At 36.2% G+C, this 24,685-nt stretch carries 24 protein-coding genes; all 24 read right to left on the bottom strand.

All coding sequences use genetic code 11. The features are described from left to right. Positions 1-2 precede the first annotated feature (2 nt). The 24 genes from miaB to priA all read right to left on the bottom strand — a co-directional run bounded on the left by miaB (position 3) and on the right by priA (position 24,548). Complete coding sequence (miaB, locus tag EO120_RS01355) at positions 3-1,319, bottom strand: tRNA (N6-isopentenyl adenosine(37)-C2)-methylthiotransferase MiaB (RefSeq protein WP_127133716.1); 1,317 nt, start codon at positions 1,317-1,319, stop codon at positions 3-5. Positions 1,320-1,327: 8 nt separating this feature from the next. Beyond that, positions 1,328-2,206, bottom strand: a complete 879-nt coding sequence (locus EO120_RS01350; RefSeq protein WP_127133715.1) for an Asp23/Gls24 family envelope stress response protein — start codon at positions 2,204-2,206, stop codon at positions 1,328-1,330. A 90-nt stretch (positions 2,207-2,296) separates the two neighbouring features. Further along, on the bottom strand, positions 2,297-3,118 hold the full coding sequence (locus tag EO120_RS01345) for a PHP domain-containing protein (protein WP_127133714.1): 822 nt from the start codon (positions 3,116-3,118) through the stop codon (positions 2,297-2,299). A 346-nt stretch (positions 3,119-3,464) separates the two neighbouring features. Beyond that, positions 3,465-5,183, bottom strand: coding sequence for a proline--tRNA ligase (locus EO120_RS01340; protein ID WP_127133713.1), 1,719 nt, complete (start codon positions 5,181-5,183; stop codon positions 3,465-3,467). A gap of 3 nt (positions 5,184-5,186) precedes the next feature. Beyond that, on the bottom strand, positions 5,187-6,263 hold the full coding sequence (ispG, locus tag EO120_RS01335; protein WP_127133712.1) for a flavodoxin-dependent (E)-4-hydroxy-3-methylbut-2-enyl-diphosphate synthase: 1,077 nt from the start codon (positions 6,261-6,263) through the stop codon (positions 5,187-5,189). Between the two features lie 23 nt (positions 6,264-6,286). Beyond that, the gene (gene rseP / locus EO120_RS01330; RefSeq protein ID WP_127133711.1) at positions 6,287-7,303 is read right to left on the bottom strand and encodes an RIP metalloprotease RseP; all 1,017 of its coding nucleotides are present in this window, start codon (positions 7,301-7,303) and stop codon (positions 6,287-6,289) included. Between the two features lie 21 nt (positions 7,304-7,324). Beyond that, the gene (locus EO120_RS01325; RefSeq protein WP_127133710.1) at positions 7,325-8,467 is read right to left on the bottom strand and encodes a 1-deoxy-D-xylulose-5-phosphate reductoisomerase; all 1,143 of its coding nucleotides are present in this window, start codon (positions 8,465-8,467) and stop codon (positions 7,325-7,327) included. Positions 8,468-8,495: 28 nt separating this feature from the next. Beyond that, positions 8,496-9,317 carry a phosphatidate cytidylyltransferase gene (locus EO120_RS01320; protein WP_127133709.1) on the bottom strand — a complete coding sequence of 274 codons (822 nt, stop codon included), beginning with the start codon at positions 9,315-9,317 and terminating at the stop codon, positions 8,496-8,498. A 2-nt stretch (positions 9,318-9,319) separates the two neighbouring features. Then, the gene (locus tag EO120_RS01315; RefSeq protein ID WP_127133708.1) at positions 9,320-10,084 is read right to left on the bottom strand and encodes an isoprenyl transferase; all 765 of its coding nucleotides are present in this window, start codon (positions 10,082-10,084) and stop codon (positions 9,320-9,322) included. Then, positions 10,065-10,316 (bottom strand): hypothetical protein, encoded by a 252-nt coding sequence (locus EO120_RS01310; RefSeq protein ID WP_127133707.1) that lies wholly within the window; start codon positions 10,314-10,316, stop codon positions 10,065-10,067. Before EO120_RS01310 ends, EO120_RS01315 begins: the two co-directional genes overlap by 20 nt. Then, on the bottom strand, positions 10,316-10,876 hold the full coding sequence (gene frr / locus EO120_RS01305; RefSeq protein ID WP_127133706.1) for a ribosome recycling factor: 561 nt from the start codon (positions 10,874-10,876) through the stop codon (positions 10,316-10,318). Before frr ends, EO120_RS01310 begins: the two co-directional genes overlap by 1 nt. 41 nt (positions 10,877-10,917) lie before the next feature. Then, the gene (gene pyrH, locus EO120_RS01300; RefSeq protein ID WP_127133705.1) at positions 10,918-11,643 is read right to left on the bottom strand and encodes a UMP kinase; all 726 of its coding nucleotides are present in this window, start codon (positions 11,641-11,643) and stop codon (positions 10,918-10,920) included. Between the two features lie 63 nt (positions 11,644-11,706). Then, entirely contained in the window at positions 11,707-12,387 is a 681-nt protein-coding gene (gene tsf / locus EO120_RS01295) for a translation elongation factor Ts (RefSeq protein WP_127133704.1), read from the bottom strand. A gap of 160 nt (positions 12,388-12,547) precedes the next feature. Then, on the bottom strand, positions 12,548-13,273 hold the full coding sequence (gene rpsB / locus EO120_RS01290; RefSeq protein WP_127133703.1) for a 30S ribosomal protein S2: 726 nt from the start codon (positions 13,271-13,273) through the stop codon (positions 12,548-12,550). Between the two features lie 239 nt (positions 13,274-13,512). Further along, positions 13,513-14,163: a ribulose-phosphate 3-epimerase gene (gene rpe / locus EO120_RS01285; protein ID WP_127133702.1), complete on the bottom strand. Its 651-nt coding sequence runs from the start codon at positions 14,161-14,163 to the stop codon at positions 13,513-13,515. Position 14,164: 1 nt separating this feature from the next. Further along, positions 14,165-15,028, bottom strand: a complete 864-nt coding sequence (gene rsgA, locus EO120_RS01280; RefSeq protein WP_127133701.1) for a ribosome small subunit-dependent GTPase A — start codon at positions 15,026-15,028, stop codon at positions 14,165-14,167. Positions 15,029-15,035: 7 nt separating this feature from the next. Further along, positions 15,036-16,958 (bottom strand): Stk1 family PASTA domain-containing Ser/Thr kinase, encoded by a 1,923-nt coding sequence (gene pknB / locus EO120_RS01275; protein ID WP_127133700.1) that lies wholly within the window; start codon positions 16,956-16,958, stop codon positions 15,036-15,038. A gap of 26 nt (positions 16,959-16,984) precedes the next feature. Next, complete coding sequence (locus EO120_RS01270; protein WP_127133699.1) at positions 16,985-17,686, bottom strand: Stp1/IreP family PP2C-type Ser/Thr phosphatase; 702 nt, start codon at positions 17,684-17,686, stop codon at positions 16,985-16,987. Continuing rightward, complete coding sequence (rlmN, locus tag EO120_RS01265; protein ID WP_127133698.1) at positions 17,679-18,725, bottom strand: dual-specificity RNA methyltransferase RlmN; 1,047 nt, start codon at positions 18,723-18,725, stop codon at positions 17,679-17,681. Before rlmN ends, EO120_RS01270 begins: the two co-directional genes overlap by 8 nt. Positions 18,726-18,745: 20 nt before the next feature. After that, positions 18,746-20,110, bottom strand: a complete 1,365-nt coding sequence (gene rsmB / locus EO120_RS01260; RefSeq protein ID WP_127133697.1) for a 16S rRNA (cytosine(967)-C(5))-methyltransferase RsmB — start codon at positions 20,108-20,110, stop codon at positions 18,746-18,748. Continuing rightward, entirely contained in the window at positions 20,100-20,888 is a 789-nt protein-coding gene (locus EO120_RS01255) for a DUF116 domain-containing protein (RefSeq protein ID WP_273419149.1), read from the bottom strand. The genes rsmB and EO120_RS01255 overlap by 11 nt, the downstream gene beginning before the upstream one ends. Further along, positions 20,878-21,837 (bottom strand): methionyl-tRNA formyltransferase, encoded by a 960-nt coding sequence (gene fmt / locus EO120_RS01250; protein ID WP_420906946.1) that lies wholly within the window; start codon positions 21,835-21,837, stop codon positions 20,878-20,880. The genes EO120_RS01255 and fmt overlap by 11 nt, the downstream gene beginning before the upstream one ends. 25 nt (positions 21,838-21,862) lie before the next feature. Further along, on the bottom strand, positions 21,863-22,351 hold the full coding sequence (gene def / locus EO120_RS01245; RefSeq protein WP_127133694.1) for a peptide deformylase: 489 nt from the start codon (positions 22,349-22,351) through the stop codon (positions 21,863-21,865). A gap of 13 nt (positions 22,352-22,364) precedes the next feature. Further along, the gene (gene priA / locus EO120_RS01240; RefSeq protein WP_127133693.1) at positions 22,365-24,548 is read right to left on the bottom strand and encodes a replication restart helicase PriA; all 2,184 of its coding nucleotides are present in this window, start codon (positions 24,546-24,548) and stop codon (positions 22,365-22,367) included. Between the last annotated feature and the right edge of the window lie 137 nt (positions 24,549-24,685).

Here is a 24,685-nt window from a genome sequence, read left to right as displayed (position 1 = left end):
TGTTACCTCTTTTGAATTGTACCGTAGCACACCCATGTCTGTGCTTTATCGATATAAACTGGTACAGTCATTCCTACTGCAAGGGATTCATCTTTTGGAAATAATACCATTTTATTTCCTGATGTACGTCCAAACCACATAGTCTCATCTTTTGCACTTGGCCCTTCCACGATTATATCAAACACATGATTTTCCATTTCTTTATTCAAATCTAAAGAAATCTCATTTTGAACATCCATTAATTGCTGTAGCCGTACGCGTTTGACTTCTTCAGGCACTTGCTCATCCATGGTTGCTGCCGGTGTACCAGAACGTTTTGAGTAAATGAACGTATATGCCATATCATAACGTACATCTTTTAATAATTGTAATGTTTCCGCAAAATCATCATCTGTTTCACCTGGAAAACCAACAATAATGTCAGTTGTAACAACTACATCTTTTATTGTTTTTCTACAATACTCTAATAACTCTTTATAATGCTCTACCGTATAATGGCGGTTCATTTTTTGCAAAATCCGATTAGAACCAGATTGTATTGGTAAATGTAAATGTGTCACAATATTGCTAGACCGCCCCAAAGCGTCAATCATAGATTTTGTCATATCTTGAGGATGACTAGTCATATAACGAATACGCTCAATACCAGGAATACCATCTAAGGCATCCACTAAAGTACCAAAATCTGTACCATTCTTGAAATCAAGACCATAGGAATTTACATTTTGACCTAATAATGTAATCTCTTTAAATCCTTTAGCCCCCAACTCTGTAACTTCTTTTACAATAGCTTCTACAGGGCGACTAATTTCACGACCACGTACGTGTGGTACGATACAATAGGTGCAGAATTTATTACAGCCATTCATAATGGGCACCCATGCAAAAAAGGTACCATTTGGTTTTGCTTTTAATTCAGGCAACACTGTATTATCCATATCAACATTAATTTGATGTTGATGAGTTCTCTGTACTTCATCAATCATTTCATTTATATGTTGGATATTATGTGTACCTAGCACGATATCAATATGAGGGGCCCTTTTAAACATGTCTGCTTGGTTTTTCTGTGCCATGCAACCTGTAATAGCGATAATCAAATCTTTATTTTTTTGCTTTAATCGTTTCAACTCACCTATACGGCCAAACACCTTAGTTTCTGCCGTTTCACGTACAGCACAAGTATTCAAAATAATCAAATCCGCTGTTTCTACCTCTTCCGTAGGAATATATCCTACCATTTCCAATTGATGAGATAAACGTTCAGAATCTGCTGTATTCATTTGACAACCATAAGTATAAATATAATATGACTTCATTCTTGCTCCTACATACGTTTTATAATTTTACGCTTAGTTTCTATAATATTCTTAACTTTAATAGACATGCGCTCTACAGACATGCCAGTAATATATTCTAATTCATTACGAACCGATTTTTGGACTCGTTGCATCAATGGTTTTACAGGATATCCGTGCTCAATAACAACTGACATATCAATAATTAACCCATTTTGCCCTTTAGGGCTCTTATTGAAAGCAATATCTGACGACGCATCAACGCCTGCTACTTTTTTTAGTCCATTGCGAATTAATTTAATAATTACATCATCATCAAAAGTAAGGCGACCATAATAACTAAAGGATGGTCTCACTACAGAACGTTCAAACCCTTCAGAACCAATTTGACCTATTTTATCTGGATCTTGTTTACGTAATGTACGACGACGCCAAATCGTTTTAATAGGATCAATTAAATATCCTTTAAAGTGAGGTTTTAATTCCATCGTTGGTACAGGAATAATATGTTTCCCTTCCTTTAATCGTGCATGTTGCGCCTTTTCAATCTCCTTCGGTGTCGCTACATCTTCAATACGAATATAACGATTGGGCTCCTGCAATCCTAAAGCCTTTGTAATTTTTTTTACCATATTATCGGAAGTACCGATAATCATAAGTTTATGAGGATTAATTTTCTCTAATTGCTCTCGCACAGATTGTACTTGTACAGAGTCTTGGAAAATAGCTCGACGAACTGCTTTAAGTCGACTTGACTCTTTTTTCGCTGAAAAACCAGCTACAATTTTATTATCGTGAATTAAAATTCCATCATCAATAATACACTCTATATTATTTTCGTGTGCTAATACAAGGGCTCGATGGCTTTTACCTGTCCCACTACTGCCAACAAAAGCAATGACTTCCATAGTAAACCTCACAGCAGATATTAATACGATTATATAACCAAAGCGAACTTTATAACAAACGAATAAGGCATAATACGTTCATATAATAAATTAAATATTTTCACTAATACGACCTAAAAAATCAGTTAACTGCTCACTACGCACCGTAAATTCACCTAAAAAATGTGGATAGCGATTGGGAATACCATGGTAATCGGAACCACCGGTAACAACTAAACTTCGTTGATTCGCTAGAGTAAGATATTTATCTATATCGTCCTTTGTATGCTTAGAATGATAGACTTCAACGCCATCAAAATCGAATTCTAATAATTCTTCTACATAAGTATCATTATTAATTAACTTCGGATGTGCCATAATAGCTAACCCATTTGCATTGTGAATAATATCAATAATCTCAGGTACTGATAGCTTCACTTTTGGTACATAGCAAGGACTTTTAGAGCTCAAAATCGTGCTAAATACCGTTTGCACATCTGTAGCATATCCATGATTAATTAGCAGTTGCGCCACATGAGGTCGACCATAGGCCTTAGTATGAGGGTATAGTTTTTGCAATTCTTCAAAGGAAATATGATACCCATGTTCATTGCATCGATTAATAATTTCAATGATGCGAGATTTCCGTTTGTTCTTGAAAAAATCTATAAACTCACATATCCCCCTATGGCGACGGTCAAAATTATAACCTAAAATATGAATATCTTTGCCTTTATAATGACCACTAAATTCACAACCAGTAATAATTTTAACAATTGATGGCTGTGAAAGTAACTCATCAATACCATCAATTTCATCATGATCGGTGAGAGCCATTATAGAAATATTATGTTCCATAGCATGTTGTAATAATGATTGAGGTGTTTCTACACCATCTGAAAATGTAGAATGCATATGAAAATCAACTAGCATAGTCCCCCCTTATTACAAATACCTTATCTCTTTATTATGACTGATTGAAGAAGGAAATTCAAGTATTTGAATATGGCTGTATAGGTAACGTAATAATATCACATATACTTCTGAATAACTATTATAAATCATCATACAGTCTCTCATAAGCGGATTAGATAAGTACAACAATTTAGATTCATCAAATTATATAAAAATGCGATTCTAATGAACAATTCACTAGAATCGCAATGTCAAACACTTGTAGAGCTATATTTTTTATAATATACAACTATTTAGATATGCTACACAAATTAAATACTAAATTATCAGAAATCAACACATCTGTAATCGTTCTTATTAAGAACTATAATTGTGCTAATAAGTCTTGCACTGTAATGAGAACTTCTGAAATAGGACAATTAATAGTTTCCCCTGTTTTGCGAACACGAATCTCTACGTCATCGCTTTCCAATGTATTTTTGCTAACTGTGATACGCAATGGGTAACCAATAAGATCCGCATCTTTGAATTTTACACCAGCTCGATCTTTACGATCATCAAGAAGAACATCCACATTATCACTCAATAAGGTATTATAAATAGATGTACTTGCTTGCATCAAAGCTTCATCCTTAGCATTGATAGGTACGATAACAACTTCAAATGGTGCAATAGCACGAGGCCAAATGATGCCATTTTCATCATGATATTGTTCAATAGCTGCTGCTAATGTACGACTTACACCGATACCATAGCATCCCATAACCATTGGATTAGGACGCCCATTTTGGTCTAAAAATGTAGCCTGTAAACTTTCGGAATATTTTGTACCAAGTTTAAATACTTGCCCCACCTCAATGCCTTTGCTGCGTTCCAATGGTGCTGCACAAAGAGGACATACATCTTCATCTGTAATTAAACGAATAGGTGCTACTACAATATCATCAATATTGAAATCGCGTTTTGGATTGATATTAATATAATGTGCATCTGTCTTATTAGCACCGCCACATACATTATAGGCTTCCATAACAGATTCATCCACTACAATAGAAAATTCCTCTGTTTGTTTTAATCCTACAGGACTAATAAAACCAGCTGTAAGACCTACGGCTTCTAATTGTTCTGGTGTAGCCATTTCTGGTTCTACAGCACCATTTACAGCATGTTGTACCGCTACTTCATTGACTTCATGATCACCACGAACCATAGCGAGGATAACTTTACCTTCAATAGAAAATACAACAGCTTTAATTGTTTTATTTAATGGAAGCTTGAGCATATCGGCTACAGCTTCAATAGTAGACGCGTGAGGAGTCTCTACTACTTCTAAAGGAGCTAATGCTTCTTCATCTTGTTTCATTACACCTGGTTTACCAATCTCAATATTGGCTGCATATTCACAAGAAGTACAGTGAACGATATCCGCTTCGCCAGCTTCTGCAATTGCCATAAACTCATGTGTATTGCTACCACCGATAGCACCACTATCCGCTTCTACTGGTCTGAATGTTAATCCACAACGACTAAAAATACGACTATAAGCATCATACATAGATTGATAAGATGCATCAGCACCTGCTTCATCAACGTCAAAAGAATAACCATCTTTCATAATAAATTCGCGACTACGCATCAAACCATAGCGCGGACGACGTTCATCACGGAACTTGCTTTGAATTTGATAAAGATTAACTGGCAATTGACGATATGAGTTAATTTCATTTTTAACTAATGTAGTAATCATTTCTTCATGTGTAGGTCCTAAACAGTACTCCACATCATGACGATCATTAATACGCATCATTTCTGCACCATATGCATTCCATCGGCCAGACTCTTTCCAAATTTCTGCAGGTTGCAAAATAGGCATCATAATTTCTTGTGCCATAGATGCATCCATTTCTTCACGAATGATAGTTTCAATTTTTTTTATGCTTCGCCATCCTAAAGGTAAGAAACTATATAGTCCGTTGGCAACTTTACGCATAAAACCTGCACGCAACATCAATTGTTGACTCACCACATCTGCGTCAGAAGGTACTTCACGCAATGTTGGGGCATATAATTTACTGGCTAACATAGTTTACTCCTTACTAAGTGTTTCTAAATATTCATCAATTTCTCTAAATAATGTATCTACGAGTTCTGCTTCAGGAACGGTCTTGATAATTTCACCTTTACGGAATATGATACCTTGTCCATTACCACCAGCAATACCAAAATCTGCTTCTCGTGCTTCTCCAGGGCCATTTACAACACACCCCATAACAGCTACCTTAATAGGGGCTGTAACAGATGCTAAACGATCTTCTACAATACTAGCCATATCAAACAAGTTTACTTGACAACGGCCACATGTAGGACATGATATCATAGTGGCACCAAAATTACGTAGACCTAAGCTACTGAGTATGCTTTTACCTACTTCTATTTCGTGAATAGGATCACCTGTTAAAGACACCCGCAAGGTATCACCAATACCATCCAACAGTAATGCTCCAATACCCATAGCAGACTTAATAGTGCCTTGTTTAATTGTACCCGCTTCAGTAACACCGAGATGTAGTGGATACGGTATTTTATCAGATAATTTACGATAAGCTTCTACCATTAAAGGTACTTCTGTAGCTTTAATGGATAATTTCATATGCTGATAGTCTAATTTTTCTAAAATACGAACATGTTCTAATGCTGTTTCAACCATACCATCAGCTGTAGGATGTCCCCCGTGGGCCTCTAAAATATGCTTAGGTAAAGAACCAGCATTAACACCAATACGAATGGGAATTTGCTTTGGCTTAGCCTTTTCTATAACGGCTAACACCTTATCTTCGCCACCAATATTACCTGGATTTATACGAAGACCATCAACATTATTATCAATAGCTTCTAATGCCAATTTATAGTCGAAATGAATATCTGCAATCAAAGGGATTTGAATACCTGCTCGTACAGCTTTCAGTGCCTTTGCAGATGCCATTGTGGGCACTGCTACGCGTACTAATTCGCAACCAGATTCTGCCAATCGATTGATTTCTGCAATGGCTGTTTCTGTATGCACCGGATCAGTGGTAATCATAGACTGAATACTTACTGGTGCAAAATCACCGATTTTAACATTTCCTACATAGATACCATTAGTTGGTTTTCTAGTAATCATTTCTTACTCCTTTCGATTACTAATTAGAGTAATCGAATTATATCTTTTGTCGTTACATAAACGAATAAAGTAATCATTAAAACTACACCTGCCATTTGAATGTACATAAGTGCTTTAGCAGGCAATTTACGTCTTGTAAGAGCTTCTACTAAAATTATCACTAAATGACCACCATCTAGAACAGGCAAAGGTAATAAATTAATAATACCTAGATTAATACTCAATAAAGCAGCAAATGCTAAAAGTGGTATAAAACCTTGCTGCGCTATGGATCCTGCCATTTGCGAAATCCCTACAGGCCCTGATAGTTCACCTTTTTCAGTACCTGTAATCATGTTCCACAAACCTTCTATCATAGAATGAATCACTAACACTGTTCGATCTATAGCTTTTGTAATTGATTCGCTTATAGATAAAGGTGTTTTATCATAAGATGGGTAAATACCAATACGCACTGCATCTTGTTCTTGTTTAGGCACAATGGTAGCTTCAAATTCGTTACCATCACGGCTAATAACCATAGCTACAGCATGTCCTGCTGTACCTTGTAAATGAGTGCTAATCTCGTTCCATTTAGTAATGGGATGATTATCTATTGAAACAATTGTATCCCCTTCTTGTAGATTAGCTACTGCTGCTGGCTCGCCTCTAACGAGGCCACCTATAATAGGTTTATCAGACATAGTTAACGTGCCAACTGTCACATTAATACTAAAAAAGATGACTATAGCCAATATAAAATTAAATATAGCTCCTGCAGAAATAACGATAAATTTTTGATATGCTTTTTTATTATAAAAAGAACGTTCATTCAAATCTTCATCTGGTGTCATCCCTGCAATGCGATTAAACCCACCTAAAGGAATACAACGAATTGAATATAATGTTTCGCCATATTGCGCTTTCACCAATACAGGTCCAAAACCGATTGCAAACTCATCCACCTGCATACCAGAGAGTTTTGCTGTAATAAAATGACCTAATTCATGAATAAACACGATTAAGCCAAATACAAATATTGTGGCTAAAGCCGTAATCATAGTATCTCCTATTTATTACTTTTATATCAATTCCTTAGCCGTAGCACGAGCCCATTGGTCGTTAGCCAATAAATTGTCTAATGTAAAATCACCTGTGTTATTAAATTGATCTAACACAGCAGTAACAATTTTATAAATATCACCAAATTTTATAGCGTCTTCTAAAAAGGCATAAACGGCCGTCTCATTGGCTGCATTAAATACAGCAGGCATAAAATGACCTTCTTTGCCCACTTGATAAGCCAATCGTAAAGCGGGAAAATCATCAAATCTAGGCGGTATAAACTCAAGGGTTAAAAGTTCCTTAAAGTCTAAGTGATTCATTTCTAATGGCAATCTACGCGGATAGGTTAATGCATACTGTATAGGTTCGCGCATATCAGGATTACCCATTTGTGCTAATATAGCACCATCCTGTAATCGAATCATAGAATGGATAATACTTTGAGGATGCACAACTACATCTATATGATCATAATCTACACCAAATAACCAATGTGCTTCGATAACTTCTAATCCCTTATTAAATAAAGATGCCGAATCGATAGTAATCTTATTTCCCATATTCCATGTAGGATGTTGTAAGCAATCGGCTGCAGTAGCAGTAGCAATTTTTTCACTAGGCCAGTTTCTAAGAGGGCCACCGGACGCAGTTAATATGAGAGAATGAACATTTGACTTATCTTGACCTTCCAAACATTGAAATATAGCGCTATGCTCGCTATCAATAGGCAATATGGATATACCATACTCTTTCGCTAATGATGTAATTAATGGGCCACCAGCAACTAATGTTTCCTTATTAGCAAGACCAATCGTTTTCTTGTGCTTAATAGCTTCCACAGTAGGTCGAATACCAACAGCACCTACAATAGCAGTAATTACCATAGTCGCTTCTTGAATGGTAGCAGCTGCGATTAAAGCTTCTTCACCACAAATAAGTTTTGTAGGCCCTGTATATCTAGCAGCTAAAACCTTATATGCTTGTTCATCTACAATACCTGCTATAAGAGGGTTAAATTCATTGATTTGAGCCTCTAATATATCAATATTATGATGTGCCACCAATGCTACGACACCAAAGGACTCTGGATGTTGTCTTACTACATCTAAAGTTTGAGTGCCAATAGAACCGGTGCTGCCTAATATACTCAAATATTTCATATATTCCTTCTATCTATCTCTTCAAAGATTATGCGAATAAAAACATCAATAATAATGTAATAGGTGCAGTAAAAAGTAAACTATCAAAGCGATCTAACACACCACCATGACCAGGTAACAAAATACCAGAATCTTTAACATTACATAAACGTTTTAATTTTGATTCAAATAAATCACCCAATGGTGCCAATACACCACAGATAATACCTACATATAACCCTAATAATACGGGAATAGATGTTATTAATGCATATACACAACCAGTGATGATACAACCTATGAATCCACCAATAAAACCTTCTAAAGTCTTATTTGGACTAATGGTAGGTACAATTTTGCGTTTACCAAAGGCACTGCCTGCAAAATACGCAAAAGTATCGCTAGCCCAAGTAGAGAATAATAGCAACCATAAAATAACAACGCCCCAAGCATCACCATCAACAGGCATATGCAAGTTTTCATAAGTACCATTATGTCTAATAAGAAGTAATGATAGAAAACCTAAACCTACATATAAGAAGCCAAAAAGACTGTGTCCTACACTAGACATAGTATATTTATGTTCTCCAAAGGTACATATCATATAATTAGCTAAAAGGAAAAATCCAAATATAGCTATACTAATTATATACACATCAAACCACAATGGAATCAATATGCCTAATATAGCCAAATAGCCCCATAATACCGGTACTCGAATGCATTTTGCTTTGCTGAGTAGCACAAACTCACGCCACCCTAATAATGCTAATGCAGTAATTAACACATCATAAATAAATCCACCATATGTAATAGCCCCTAAGGCGATTATAAATCCTATGATGGCAGTAATCACACGAGTTTTAAGCATAATTACTCCTCTTGCAAGCCTCCAAATCGGCGTTCACGATGTTGATACGCTGCTACAGCTTCCAACAATGTTTCTTTAGTAAAATCAGGCCAATGTAAATCTGTAAACCAAAATTCTGCATACGCTAACTGCCATAAGAGAAAATTACTAATACGATAATCGCGACTTGGTCTAATCAATAAATCTACATCACCAAATTCTTTTGTAAATAAATGGCTAGTTACATAGTCTTCAGTGATATCATCGATTGTTAATGTACCATCTACAACAGACTGTGCCATAATGCGCATAGTCCGTACTATTTCATCACGCCCCCCATAGTTGATAGCCAACTGTAAAGTGAGACCTGTATTATTCTTAGTTAATGATTCTGCATCTGCAATAATGTCTTGCAATTCCTGTGAAAGGCCTTGAATATAGCCAATAAATCGTATCCGTACATTATGCTCATGCATATGGGATATATTTTTTTGAAGATATTCTTTAATAAGCTCCATCAACAATGATACTTCTTGTTCTGGACGTTTCCAATTTTCTGTAGAGAATCCGTATACCGTTAACGCCTTAATACCAATTTCATCAGCACCAAGAACGATTTGTTTTAACACATCTGCACCAGCACGATGCCCCATAAATCGTGGTAACCCTCTTTGTTTTGCCCAACGCCCATTGCCATCCATAATAATAGCAACATGACGAGGAATATTTTGGGCTTCTAATGAAATTGTTTCACTAGAGGGTTTTCTTTTAAATAATGTTTTCAGCATACATGACCTCCTGTACATGGCCAAATTCACTTACTACCATAGGCCTATATAATAAAACATAGACCCCCTCTTCATGGTTAGTGATGCGTGCTACATAATAGCCACTCTGGGCTATATAAAAAAAGCGATTAAAATTATCACCTATCATTACCTTAAAAGGAATTTGGGCAGCCTGCAAAAGAGGCTTTGCAAGCTGCCATGGCATTCCAATAAGGCTACTAGAGTCAGTCATTATACTTCTAATACGTCCTTTTCTTTTACGGCTTTTAATTCATCAATATGTTTGATTTTCGCATCTGTTAATTTTTGAATTTGATCCAAACCGTCTTTTACAACGTCTTCAGTCATTGTTTTAGCTTTCTCTTCTTTTTTCAATGCATCATTAGCATCACGACGAATATTACGAATCGCTACTTTTGCATCTTCAGCTTTTTTATGTACTACTTTTACAATTTCTTTACGACGTTCTTCTGTTAATTGAGGAATAGTTAAACGAATTTGAGCACCATCATTACCTGGATTCAATCCCAAATCAGACTGTAAAATTGCCTTCTCAATAGCACCAATCATGCTTTTATCCCAAGGGGCTACAACAATCATGCGTGGTTCTGGTACAGAAATATTAGCCACTTGATTAATTGGTGTTGGGCTACCATAGTAGTCAACCATTACTTTATCAAGCAAAGCAACGCTAGCACGACCTGTACGAATAGAAGCAAATTCATGTTTCAAAGACTCGATAGACTTATTCATGCGTTGTTCTTGGTCTTGTAATAATTCTTTTAACTCCATTTTGTGTCTCCTTGAATACGTGAACCGAATGTCACAATAAATTATTCTCCGCGCACAATGGTGCCCACTTCTTCACCCTTTGCTGCTTTTGTAATATTACCTGGAATATCCATACTGAATACGATAATTGGAATATTATTATCTTTACACAAAGTAGTCGATGTGGAATCCATTACTTTTAATTCCTTTGTAATAATATCATTATACGTTAATTCATCAAATTTAACAGCATTTGGATTCGTTTTAGGATCAGAATCATAAACACCATCAGCGAATTTTTTAGCCATCAAAATAGCATCTGCCTCAATTTCAGCAGCCCGCAATGCAGCTGTAGTGTCTGTTGAGAAATATGGTTTACCAAGGCCAGCGCCAAAAATAACAATCCGTTTCTTCTCTAAATGACGAATAGCGCGACGACGAATATATGGCTCAGCAATTTCTTGCATTTCAATAGCTGTTTGTACCCGTGTATCTACACCAGCTTGTTCTAATGCATCTTGTAATGCTAAGGAGTTCATAACTGTTGCGAGCATCCCCATATAATCAGCAGTAGCACGATCCATACCTTGATTACTACCTGCTAAACCTCTCCAAAGATTGCCACCACCAACAACAATAGCAATTTCCAAATCAGTAGTATTAGCAATATCTGCAATTTCTTTTGCAAATGTTTCTACTACATCTGGATTAATACCAAAACCTTGATCACCAGCCAAGGCCTCCCCACTTAATTTCAACACAATACGTTTAAAGTGTCTTTTTGCCATATTTTACTCCTCTATTGCAAAATAAGAGAACACTGTACGGTGTCCTCTTATTTAAAATCTTAATTATTTACCAACAGATGCCATTACTTCTGCAACAAAGTCATCTTGACGTTTTTCGATGCCTTCGCCCAAACCGTAGCGAACAAAACGGCGTACGTTGATATTTTCACCGATTTTTGCAATGTTTTCATTAATGATATCTGTAACAGTTTTGTCACCATCTTTAATGAATACTTGTTCTAATAGGCAATTTTCTTTATAGAATTTTTCAATACGACCAGCAACCATTTTTTCCAAAACTGCCTCTGGTTTTGGTTTACGACCAGCTTTTACGTCTTCTTCAGCTTCAACTTTAGCTTGTTCCAACAATACTTGTTTTTCATGTTCGATTACAGAAACAGGTACTTCTTCACGATTCAAGTATGTAGGGTTTACAGCAGCGATTTGCATTGCAATATCGCGAGCCAATGCTTGGAAATCTTCAGTTTTAGCAACAAAGTCAGTTTCGCAGTTAACTTCTACTAAAACACCGATACGACCGCCAGCATGAATATAAGATTGTACTACACCTTCTGCAGCAATACGGCCAGCTTTTTTAGCTGCTGCAGCTAAACCTTTTTCACGAAGAAGGTCAACCGCTTTGTCAATATTACCATCAGTTTCAACCAATGCTTTTTTAGCGTCCATCATACCTGCGCCAGTCATGTCGCGCAATTCTTTTACCAATGCAGCAGTAATTGCCATTATTGTGTTACCTCCTAGTACTAATTAAGGTAAGGCTAAAAATCCCTTACCTTAATTATATATGTTATAGATTTATCTTTCAAATACTTATATAAGGGCAATTGATGTCTATCAAAATCATAGTTATCAATTTAGCACATATATCTAGTAAAACTGACTATTAAGCCTCTTCGCCTTCTTGTGCTTCAGCTACAATACCGTCTTCACCTTGACGACCTTCCAAGACAGCGTCAGCCATTTTAGAGGCCAACAATTTAACGGCACGAATAGCGTCATCATTTGCTGGGATTGGGAATTCTACTTCATCAGGATCGCAGTTAGTGTCAACAGTAGCTACTACTGGAATACCCAATTTTTTAGCTTCTGCAATAGCAATTTTTTCTTTTTTAGGATCCACTACAAAAAGAGCACCTGGCATTTTAGGCATATCTTTAATACCACCAAGATATTTTTCAAGTTTTTCCATTTCATGACGAAGACCGATAACTTCTTTTTTAGGAAGTACTTCAAAAGTACCATCTTCAGCCATAGTTTCTAATTGTTTTAAACGTTTAATACGTGTTTCAATAGTTTTGAAGTTTGTCAACATACCGCCTAACCAACGTTCGTTTACAAAGAACATATTAGCGCGGATAGCTTCTTCTTTAATAGCTTCTTGAGCTTGTTTTTTAGTACCTACAAACAAAATTACTTCGCCTTGGGAAGCAACTTCACGCAAGAAAGAATAAGCTTCTTCTACTTTTTTAACTGTTTTAGACAAGTCAATGATATAAATACCATTGCGTTCAGTGAAGATGAATTTCGCCATTTTAGGGTTCCATCTTCTAGTCTGATGACCAAAGTGTACACCAGCCTCTAATAATTGTTTCATTGATACTACTGCCATAGTGGCACCTCCTGTTAATTAACCTCCGCCGCTTCATCCTTTGGCTCACTCAAAATTGAGCACAGTACCAAAGTCCACTGACGTGCGTATTTTTAATACCTAGGTATTTTATCATAACAATATAGATAAAATCAATATAAACTATGAAATTTTATCTACACTATATAAAAATAATCCTCGCAAGAAACTTTATGTCTAACGAGGATTACATATATTGATTTTCACATCATAGCAAAATTTTAATTATTGCGAATGGATTCAATCATATCTGCTCTATTAGGAGCACCAAACACAGCAGAACCAGCTACTAACACAGTAGCACCAGCTTCTTTAATTGGAATACAAGTGATATCGTTTATACCGCCATCAACCTCTATGACAGCTGTCATATTACCAGCAGCATCCAATAAGGATTTAGCTTGTTTTACCTTTTCAATAGCTCTAGGAATAAAAGACTGTCCACCAAAACCTGGATTGACAGACATAATAAGAATCATATCTACATCCGCGGCTACATCTTCTAATATAGATACAGGTGTACTTGGATTGAGTGCAACGCCTGCTTTCATACCTAAAGATTTAATATGTTGAATCAAGCGATGTATATGAGGTACAGTTTCTTGGTGAAATGTAAAATACTCTACTCCAATTTTGGCATATTCTTCCACATAGTCACCAGGATTTGTCACCATAAGATGCACATCAAAGGGCAAATTCGTATGAGGCCGTATAGCTTTTACAATAGGCGCACCAAAAGTTAAGTTAGGAACAAAGTGGCCATCCATCACATCAATATGGAGTAAATCGGCACCAGCTAGTTCGATACTTTTAATTTCATCACGTAAATTAGAAAAATCAGCAGACAACATAGATGGAGCAATTTTAATCATGTTAAAACCTCTTTCTTTGACTTTGAATATCCTTACGTATGGACATATATGCAGCATAACGACTTGGTGTAATACGATTAGAGTTTATTGCCTCCTTAACCCCACATACAGGTTCATGTTCATGGTAACAAGGACTAAATTTACAATTTTCAACATAATTATTAAATTCAGGAAATAAAGTTGGCAATCTCTCTAATGATATATCACTAAATTCAATGGCGCTAAACCCCGGTGTATCCATAATGAAAGAATCATCATCTAAACTAAAGAGTGACGCATGACGTGTCGTATGTTTCCCTCTTTTAATTTTATCGCTAACTTCTCCTGTTTGAAATGCAAATTTAGAATCTACTGCATTGAGAAGGCTGCTTTTGCCAACGCCAGAAGGACCAGCAAAAGCTGTAACTTTATGTGATAATATCTCTTTTAATGTAGCAATACCTAGATTAGCATAAACGGATGTAGTAATCACAGTATATCCAATAGATTGATACAATACGACTAATTCATCAGTTTCAGAATCAGCTAAATCACATTTGTTAATACACAATACGATAGGTATATCTGCATGTTCAATCATGACTAACATCTTATTTAATAATAAAAGGTTAATATCTGGTTCATGAGCGGCCACAACAAGGACTACTTGATCAATATTAGCTACTGCAGGACGTATCATAGAATTTTTTCGTGGCAAAATAGTTTCAACAAAGCCATCATCAGAAATTTCTACTCGATCTCCTACCAATAGGCTATATTTATTTTTTTTAATACGTCCTCGCACCTTACATTCATGAACAGTACATACTTCATCTTGTACATAGAAGTAACCATTCACATTTTTGATTACTATTCCACTATTCATAGACCCTCTACAAAGTAGTATCTTGAACCAAAGCGCCATTCAAATAGACTTCGATTCGAACATTACCAACACCAGATACATTTTTCACGATTCGATCACCTGGCTTATTGACATCATCATAAATAACTGTACTACCTTCATCATCTTTTACTACAATACGTAATTCTTGTTTTTTAGATCCAGATGGTACTGTCACATCCACCGTACCTTTTGTGCGATTAGAAGACGATTGTTTAGATTCTTCCTTTTTCTTCTCCTCTTTGAATTCAGTTGTCAAATTAATTGCTGTTCCTTCATCAATTTCATCACCAGATTTAGTACTTTGGTTAGTAACAACCGATTTCTCTTCTATAGATCCAACGATTTGATTAACACTAAGATTATGTGATGCCAATACATCTCTTGCATCTTTTAGTGTCATACCAATTAAATCTGGCATTTTAACTTTCTTTGCTTTTGCTTTATTAACTACAACATCTACAGTCGTACCTTTTGCCACCTTAGAGTCTCCCGACGGTGTTTGAGCAATAATTACATTGTCAGGTTTACCATCCATAGATTGTTGTGTAATTTTTCCCACAACTAAACCTATATCTTTAAGTCTTTGGCGCGCTTGTTCTAGGGATAATCCAGATAAGTCTGGCACTGTAATATCACCGACACCCTTAGATACTACAAGGTGAATAGTACGCTGTTCTTTTACTTTTTCACCAGCCCCTGGTGTTTGAGAAATAACTTGCCCTGCTGGTATATCTGTATTTGTAACTTCACTAGTAGACACACGTAAGTGTTTGTCTTCTAACATATTTTTAGCTACCGAGACTTGTTTTCCTACCACATTAGGTACATCTACAGTAGTATTACTCCAAAAATTGCCATAACTTAGGAAAGCACCTAAGAAGGCAATTAAAAAGATAACAGCCGCACTAAGCACAATATATTTTTGTGGAATAGATGCAATCTTGCTTAACATAGTTTTCTTTTTAACCTCTTTCGATGTTGTATCATCATCTGTACTAAATTCATCCATCGCATCTGGATCGACAGCAGGAATCATTTGCGTAGCAAAATCATAAGGTTCATGACGTTGTGTTTTACTCATAGTAAAACCTTGAGACAGTCTGAGATCACTCATCATATCAGAAATAGATTCAAATCTATCTTTTGGATCCTTTGATAATGCTTTTAAAACAACTGATTCGAGCAAAGGTGGTATAGATGGATTATATCGAGTCGGTGGAATGATCTTTTCCCGTACATGTTTCAAGGCAACCGCAATAGGTGTTTCTCCCTCAAATGGAACCTTTCCTGACAGCATTTCATATAATACAACCCCAAGAGAATATATATCTGTACTACCATCAATAGTTTTACCGCTAGCTTGTTCGGGTGATAAGTAATGGGCTGACCCCATAATAGAATTTGTATACATAACAGTGTTAGTAGAGTTCATAGCTCGAGCGATGCCAAAATCTGTTACTTTCACACGGCCAGTACGCGTAATGATTACATTATGAGGTTTTATATCGCAGTGGACAATGCCCATCGCATGAGCATGCTCTAAACCTTCACCAATAGCGATAGTAAATTTAACCGCTTCATCTATAGATAATCGTCCTTTTTCTGTAATATATTCTTTTAGTGTTTTACCATCTACATATTCCATAATTATATAATGTAAATCTTGATCAAAACCTACATCATACATATTTACAATATTAGGGTGATTTAATTTACCTGCTGCTTGTGCTTCTCGTTTAAAGCGAGATACAAATTCATCATCATTAGCAAAATTAGCATGTAATATTTTAATGGCCACTGGACGACCTAATAGTGTATCTTCACCACGATACACATCCGCCATACCGCCTACACCAATTTTATCGATGATGCGATAGCGATTATCCAGCACTATATTTTTAATGTTCATAGTAGTCTTTAATCTCCATCTCCAGATTACAGTGTACCGATAATAATAGTTACATTATCACCAGCACCAGCCTCATAAACCGCATCCATTAAGAGCTGTAAAGCTTCTTCATTATCCTCTGTAGATTCCAATATAGATTTAATAACATCATCGCTTACATAACCACTCAATCCATCTGTACAGAGCAAAATGCGTTCTCCAGAAGCAATAGGCAATCGACCACTATCAACCTGTAATGTTTCATCAACACCTACTGCACGGGTCAACAAATTACGTTGAGGATGCACTTTCATTTCATCCTTTGTAATCTCACCTGCTTCTACTAGTTCTTGTACCATGGAATGATCCGTAGTAATTTGTTCTAATATATCTTTATGATATACATACAAACGGCTATCGCCAACGCTAGACCACAAGAGAATATCATCTTGAACCGCTACTACTACAGCAGTAGTTCCCATACCGGCTAAACGCTCTTCATGAGCTACGCGGTTCACAATGCGTGTATTAGCATGTAGTACAGCATTCACCAACTCAGACTCTGTAATTGTAGATATAGAACTTAAATAGTCTTGTATTTCATCGACCGCATAGGTAGAGGCAATCTCACCGCCTCTATAACCACCCATGCCATCTGTAACAGCACAAATATTCCCTTTAATAAAAAAACGATCTTCATTTTGCTGTCTTACTAAGCCAATTTTACTTAATCCAATAATATTATTCATGAATCTCCTCTTTGCGCCCATGAGCCGCTTTTAATTGACCACATGCAGCTTGGATAGCATCGCCCATTTCTTTGCGTATCGTTACCGAAACACCATAAGAAGAAACGATATCCTTAAATGTATTCATATCCTTATTAGATGGTTTATACAATTGTATATGCTCATTGCCATTTACAGGAATTAGATTAATATGACAATTAGGAAATTGTTTTCCAATACGCCCTAATTGATGTGCTTCATCTTGCGACACGTTTACATCATTAATTAAAATATATTCAAATGTAATACGACGCTGTGTCGTATTGTAATAATATGTAACAGCCTCTAAGACTTCATCTAATGCATAACGAGCCCCTACAGGCATAATCTGACGACGTACAGTATCATTTGTAGCATGTAATGACAGAGCCAATGTAATTGGTAATCCTTCATCTGCTAATTTATAGATATTGGGAACCCAACCACAAGTAGAAATCGTCATCTTGCGATAGCTAATATTGAAAGCATAGGGCTCGTGAATGAGTTGCAGTGCCTGTACTGTATTGTTGTAATTTTGTAATGGTTCACCAGCGCCCATAATAACAAGAGAATGAATAGCTTCATCGGCTAACGTCCTAAACAATACTACTTGTCCTACAATTTCTGCCACTGTTAAATCTCTAAATAAACCACCTTGCGTAGATGCACAAAATACGCATCCCATAGCACAGCCTACTTGCGAAGATACACATATGGAATTGCCATAATGTTGTGCCATCAATACTGTTTCAATGCGACTGCCATCGCTCAATTCCAACAGAAGCTTTCTTGTATTTCCCTCTGGCGATATAGACTCAGCAATAATAGTAGGCAATGTTATTGTACAATGCTTTTCTAACCAATCTCGCAATGATTTTGGAAATTGTGTCATATCTTGAAAATCAAATATAAAGCGACTATATATATAGTCGATTAATTGTTTGCCTCGAAATTTAGGAATCTTATGAGATACCATAATCTCTTGCAATTCTGATAAGGACTTGCCTAATAATTCAATCATAATGCTCCATAATTAGATTATTAATGATACTTACGTTTCATAACAACCATAAAAAATCCATCCATCCTATCTTCGGGAGGATTTGTTGTAATCATACCATTAGATGAAGATAAAGGGAAATCTTGCGGAATCATTCCTATCTCAAATTCTTTGTGGGCCTCTAAAAATTGAGCTACTACTTCATCATTTTCTTTTACATTAAGAGTACAAGTAGAGTAAATTAATTCTCCCCCTACTTTCACCATCTTGGAGGCCCTTTCCAGTATAGCTAATTGTAATCGTGGTAGTTCTGAAAGTATGCTAATATCCTTGCGCCAACGCATGTCTAGTTTCTTTTGCAATATACCTAAACCAGAACAAGGGGCATCAACCAAAACCTTATCAAACTGCTCATTCCAATTTTCTGGAAGTGTAGTCGCATCTTGTAATTTCGTAGTAATAATATCAACACCTAAACGGTTAGCATTTTGCTCCATTAAATCGATTTTATGTTCATGAATATCACAACTCATAATAGCCCCCTCATTATTCATGAGAGTTGCCATATACATAGACTTTCCACCTGGTGCAGCACAACAATCCAATACTTTATCTCCAGGTCTTGGATTCACCAATCTAGCAACCAACATAGACGCTTTATCCATGAAAGTTATATGCCCCTCTATAACAGATACTGATTTCTCTAAACTTCCCGAATGTGAGTCAATATAAATAATATCTTTATAATCCTCATCTTGCGATACAACCCAATTATTATTTCTTAATTCTGCTACACATGTATCAATATCTATCTTTAGCGTATTAATGCGAGCTGTCAACCTCGGTTGTTCGTTAAACCAAGCACATAATTCTTCTGTATACTCTTGGCCATACTCACCAATCCATAATTCCACCAGCCAAAGAGGCATATTATAGATAAAACTAATTCGCTCTTGTTCTGAGTTAGCCAAATCATCAATACCTATTGTTTCCTGTTCCCTAACAACCGAACGAAGAATGGCATTGACAAATCCAGATAAGCCACGGGTTAGCTTTTTAGATAATTTCACAGACTCATTAACTGCTGCACTTTCAGGAACTTTATCCATATAAAGCAGTTGATAAATGCCTAGTCGTAAAATCTCAACCACCATAGAGGAGAGCTTTTTAATCGGCCGTTTTGCTAAATGAACAATAATCGCATCTAAATAGTTTCTTCGGCGCACAACACCATATACAAGTTCTGTGAAAAATCGTCTATCTAAATCGACTAAATGATAAGTGTTTATATATTCTTGTAAAGTAATATTAGCATAAGCACCTTTACGATTAATATTACTTAAAGCTTTTACGGCTAATAAACGAATATTATGTTTTTGTGCTCCTTGTTGAATTTTATCTGACATAGGACTCCTTATCAATCACTTGCTCTATCGCATCTCGCACCTTATTAAGGTCTACTGTAGTATTACAACATGGCCCATGAGGGCGTTCATTGAGTACACCAATAACAGGAATAGGAAAAACATCAGCCATTCCACTAGCTAAATCTCGTTCACAGGCAATAGCAATAACAGCCTTAGGTCGTGCTTCCTTCACTTTCATACGCGCCAATGTACCACCAGTAACTACAATAAATTGGCAACCATATTCCTTAGCCAAGCTTAATAAGCCCCCAACCTTACAACCGCCACATTGTTTACAATTATATACGTTATGAGTGACCTTGTGAACACATGTATTTTTTTGTAAACAATGCGGTGTTAAGAGTAAAATACGACTTGGCTCTACACGATACATTTCAATGGCTACAAGATGATTGATTAAATCAATCATAGACTGCCGCAATTGATCCTTAGATATACCTAAAAATACTTTGCCAATACTCAATGTTAAAGGAAATAAAGTATAAATAAAGCGATTTGCCATTCTAAGCGCTATAGGATGAATTTTTATAATACCTAATGTAGCACTGCCTAATACAAGCCACAAAAAAGCTATCATGATAATTGCAAAAAAACCAATAATTTCACTACCTACAGCACATACATAAGATATACGTTCTAACCCCGGCCATACTACATACATTGTAAATCCTATGACAATAATAAGAAAAATACATGTAGCAGCAGATAACTTTAGATATACATCATACCCTTTATATCGCTTTTTACTATTTGTCAAAGCACATACCACCTTTAATTTGGTGACCATTAATAAAATCAGTAGCGCTCATGTGCTTTTTATTCTCCGGTTGTACTTCTGTTATCAATACATATGTACCGTTACCTGCTAACACAGCAAGTCCGTCCATAGTAGATACGATAGTTCCAACCACATTAGATGAATCAACTGCTACTAATTTTCCATTAATAGAAATAGAATTAGAATTGCCATCTAACACTTGAGCAGTCCAAATTTTCAACCGCTTACCATTAAAATAGGAGTAGCATCCTGGTGCGGGATTCAATGCTCTTATAAGATTTACGATTGCATGAGCAGGTTGTGTCCAATCGATAAGCCCCATTTCTTTTGTGATTTTAGACGTATATGAAGCTTTTAAATTATCCTGTGGCAGAGATTGAATGTCGCCATTTACCCATTTATCAAGAACAGGTGAAATAGTATTAGCCCCCAATTGTGCTAATCTTTCAAATAGTTGCCCTGTTGTTTCATTTAATTCAATATCTGTTTCTACAATATCGATAATATCTCCAGTATCAAGCCCATCGTCCATATGCATAATAGTAATACCAGTCTTAGTATCACCGTTTAAGATAGCATAATGAATAGGAGCTGCCCCACGATAGTTAGGCAATATAGACGCATGGAGGTTAATACATCCATATTTAGGTAAGCGAATTAACCAAGGTGGTAATATTTTGCCATATGCAATAACAACGATTACATCAGGCTGTAGTGCTACTAATTCTTGTTGAACTATTTCATCTTTTAATGTATTAGGTTGGTATACCGGCAAACCGAGATCAATAGCAGTCTCTTTTACAGGTGGCATTTGAATCTGTTTACCACGACCTTTTTGTTTATCTGGTTGACAATACACCCCGACCACATCATGGCCAGCATCTACTAAGGCGCGTAATGTAGGTACTGAAAAATCTGGAGTCCCCATAAATAGGACGCGTAATTTTGTATAACTAGACAATTTCTTTCTCCTCTGGGTGATCAGAAATTAAACGTAAATTAGTAGCTTTCTCTATAAATAAATGACCTTCTAAATGATCAATTTCATGTTGAAAAATACGAGCTAAAAATCCCTCTGCTTTAATAATTACCTTTTTATTATGCGGTGTAATGCCTTTGACTGTAACTTTTTCAAATCTTTCTACATCGCCAAAATAACCAGGCACACTTAAACACCCTTCAGGTCCAATCTGAGAACCTTCAGCATGGGTAATTTCAGGATTAATCAATGCAATCAATCCACTGCCGACCTGATCATCTACAACAATAATACGAAGAGATTCTCCTATTTGTGGTGCTGCTAACCCTACACCTTGCGTTTCGTACATGGTATCCGACATATTATCAATTAACGCTCGTAATTTTTTATTTACATGTTCTACAGGCTCTGCAATCTGTTTTAATACTGGGTGACCTGCTTTTACAATATCTAATACTGCCATTATTATCCTCTTACTAAATAGGGTCTACATCGATAAGAAGCCCCTCTTGCGTAAAAATCCACGAATTATATATATACTTTTTAATAGTTGTTACATTAGAGCCACGAATCATAATAGATAAACGATACATATCACGAATCTTTTTTATACCATTTTCGTAAGGCCCTAGAATTTCTATGTCCTCACCTTGAAAATGTATCTTTAAATCATCGACAATGTGATTTGCCGTCGTTTCTAATATATCTAGCTTTGGATGACGCACTACCATATAAATCATATCTTTAAATGGTGGATAACCTAAAGCTTCCCGATTACCAATTTCTTCTGTATAAAAGCCTAGATAATCATGAGTCTTACTTCTTATTATAGCATAATTTAAAGGATTATAGGTCTGAATCACTACACGCCCTTCTTTATCACCGCGCCCAGCTCTTCCAGATGTTTGTGTTAACAAATTGAAAGCTCTTTCAGAGGCAGAATAAAGGGGAATATTTAATACCGAATCAGCTGTTAAAATTCCTACAGCTGTTACATCTTTAAAATCATGCCCCTTCGATACCATTTGAGTACCAAGAAGAATATCGTATTTATGATCCCCAAAATCACGTAAAATGGCTTCTGCTGCATCTTTATATCTCGTCACATCTTGATCAAGCCTTGCAATACGAGCATCTTTGAAATAGCGATGCAATTCCTCTTCTACCTTCTGTGTACCAGAACCAAAAAATCTAATTCGTTTACTATGACAAGTAGGACATACAGTCGGAATAGGCTCATGATGTTCGCAATAATGACATCGCAATTCCTCTCCTGCTTGATGGTATACCATAGCCACTGCACAATGAGGGCACATAATAGTTTCCCCACAATCACGACACAAAACAAACGTACTGTAACCACGACGATTCAAAAGCATAATCATTTGATTTCCTGAAGATAATGTCGATGAAATTAAATCCATCATGGCATCAGAAAATACAGAGTAATTACCACGCAACATTTCTTCCTTCATATCCACAATCTGCACCTGAGGAAGAGGTTGCTCATGTATGCGGTGTGGCAACTCCAATAATTTATACTCCCCACATTGAGCTTTATAATAAGACACAATAGCTGGTGTGGCAGAACCTAAAATAACAGCGCATCGATGTGCTTCCCCTCGCCATAACGCAACATTTCGGGCATGATATCGAATCATATCCTCTTGTTTGTACGACGTATCGTGCTCTTCATCAACTACAATAAGTCCAATATCTTCAGCTGGTCCAAAGACAGCTGATCTAGCACCAATAATAATATGACTGTCTTTACGCCGTATACGCTCCCAATTATTATTGCGCTGCCCTACGGTCAATTTACTATGGAATACAACAACTTCATCTCCAAAGGTATCCACAAATCTTCGTACAATTTGATCAGTCAAAACAATTTCTGGCACTAGAATAATTGCTGTTTTCCCTTTTCCAATACACCGAGCTGCAGCCTTAATATAGATTTGTGTTTTACCACTACCGGTGACCCCATGTAATAAAAAGGGCTGAAATATCTCGTCATCCATCGCATTTTTAATAGGTTCATAAACAGCACTTTGTGCATCTGTTAATGGAATATTTTCTTCACCACTTAATAGTTCTATGAAGGTTGTTGTAGTATCTTTAAAACGTTTTTCTATTTGTATACCTGGTTCATCAGAAACTTGTTTAATCACCATGTAAGAGTATCCCTTAGCTCTTAATAGAGATTTAGGCGCACCTCCAACTTGTAATAAGTAAGCACACAATTCGCGCTGTTTTTTTCTTTTTAGTGGAACTTGTTCTAAATTAAATTCAGGTTTAACTACTAACCATTCTTCTCTTGGTGCATCATAGGACTTTAATGTTTTATGCACAGTAAACAATCTTAATGCGTCGCCATAAGAACAAAGATAATACTGACTAATCCGTCGTGCAGTATCCATCATTTCTGTAGTGAACCATGGTTCACTATCCAATACCTGGATAATTGAGCGCAATGTAAAGTCAGGTTTCTCTGACAGCTCCTCATAGCCAACAAGAATGCCCTCTTCTCGGCTGCCTCCTAAGGGAACTAATACGCGAGTGCCAGGCATAATATTCCCAAATCTGTCTGGCAATACATAGGATAAAGGTTTATGTAATTGTTTAGTTGGGCGATTAATAATAATACTTGCCACACGCATTAGCTCACCTCCTCTAATCTTTATATTATATCACGTTATAATACTACATATAAATCAGCATACTACATGTAAATATAGGATGTAAAAAATTTAAAATCCTTTTCACATAAAACAGTCCATTAATAGTATCCACCTTT

The sequence above is a fragment of the Veillonella caviae genome (assembly GCF_003992125.1).
GTDB classification, from domain to species: domain Bacteria; phylum Bacillota; class Negativicutes; order Veillonellales; family Veillonellaceae; genus Veillonella; species Veillonella caviae.
Note: the sequence above shows the minus strand (reverse complement) of the source record. Positions and strands in the feature narration are given on the sequence as shown.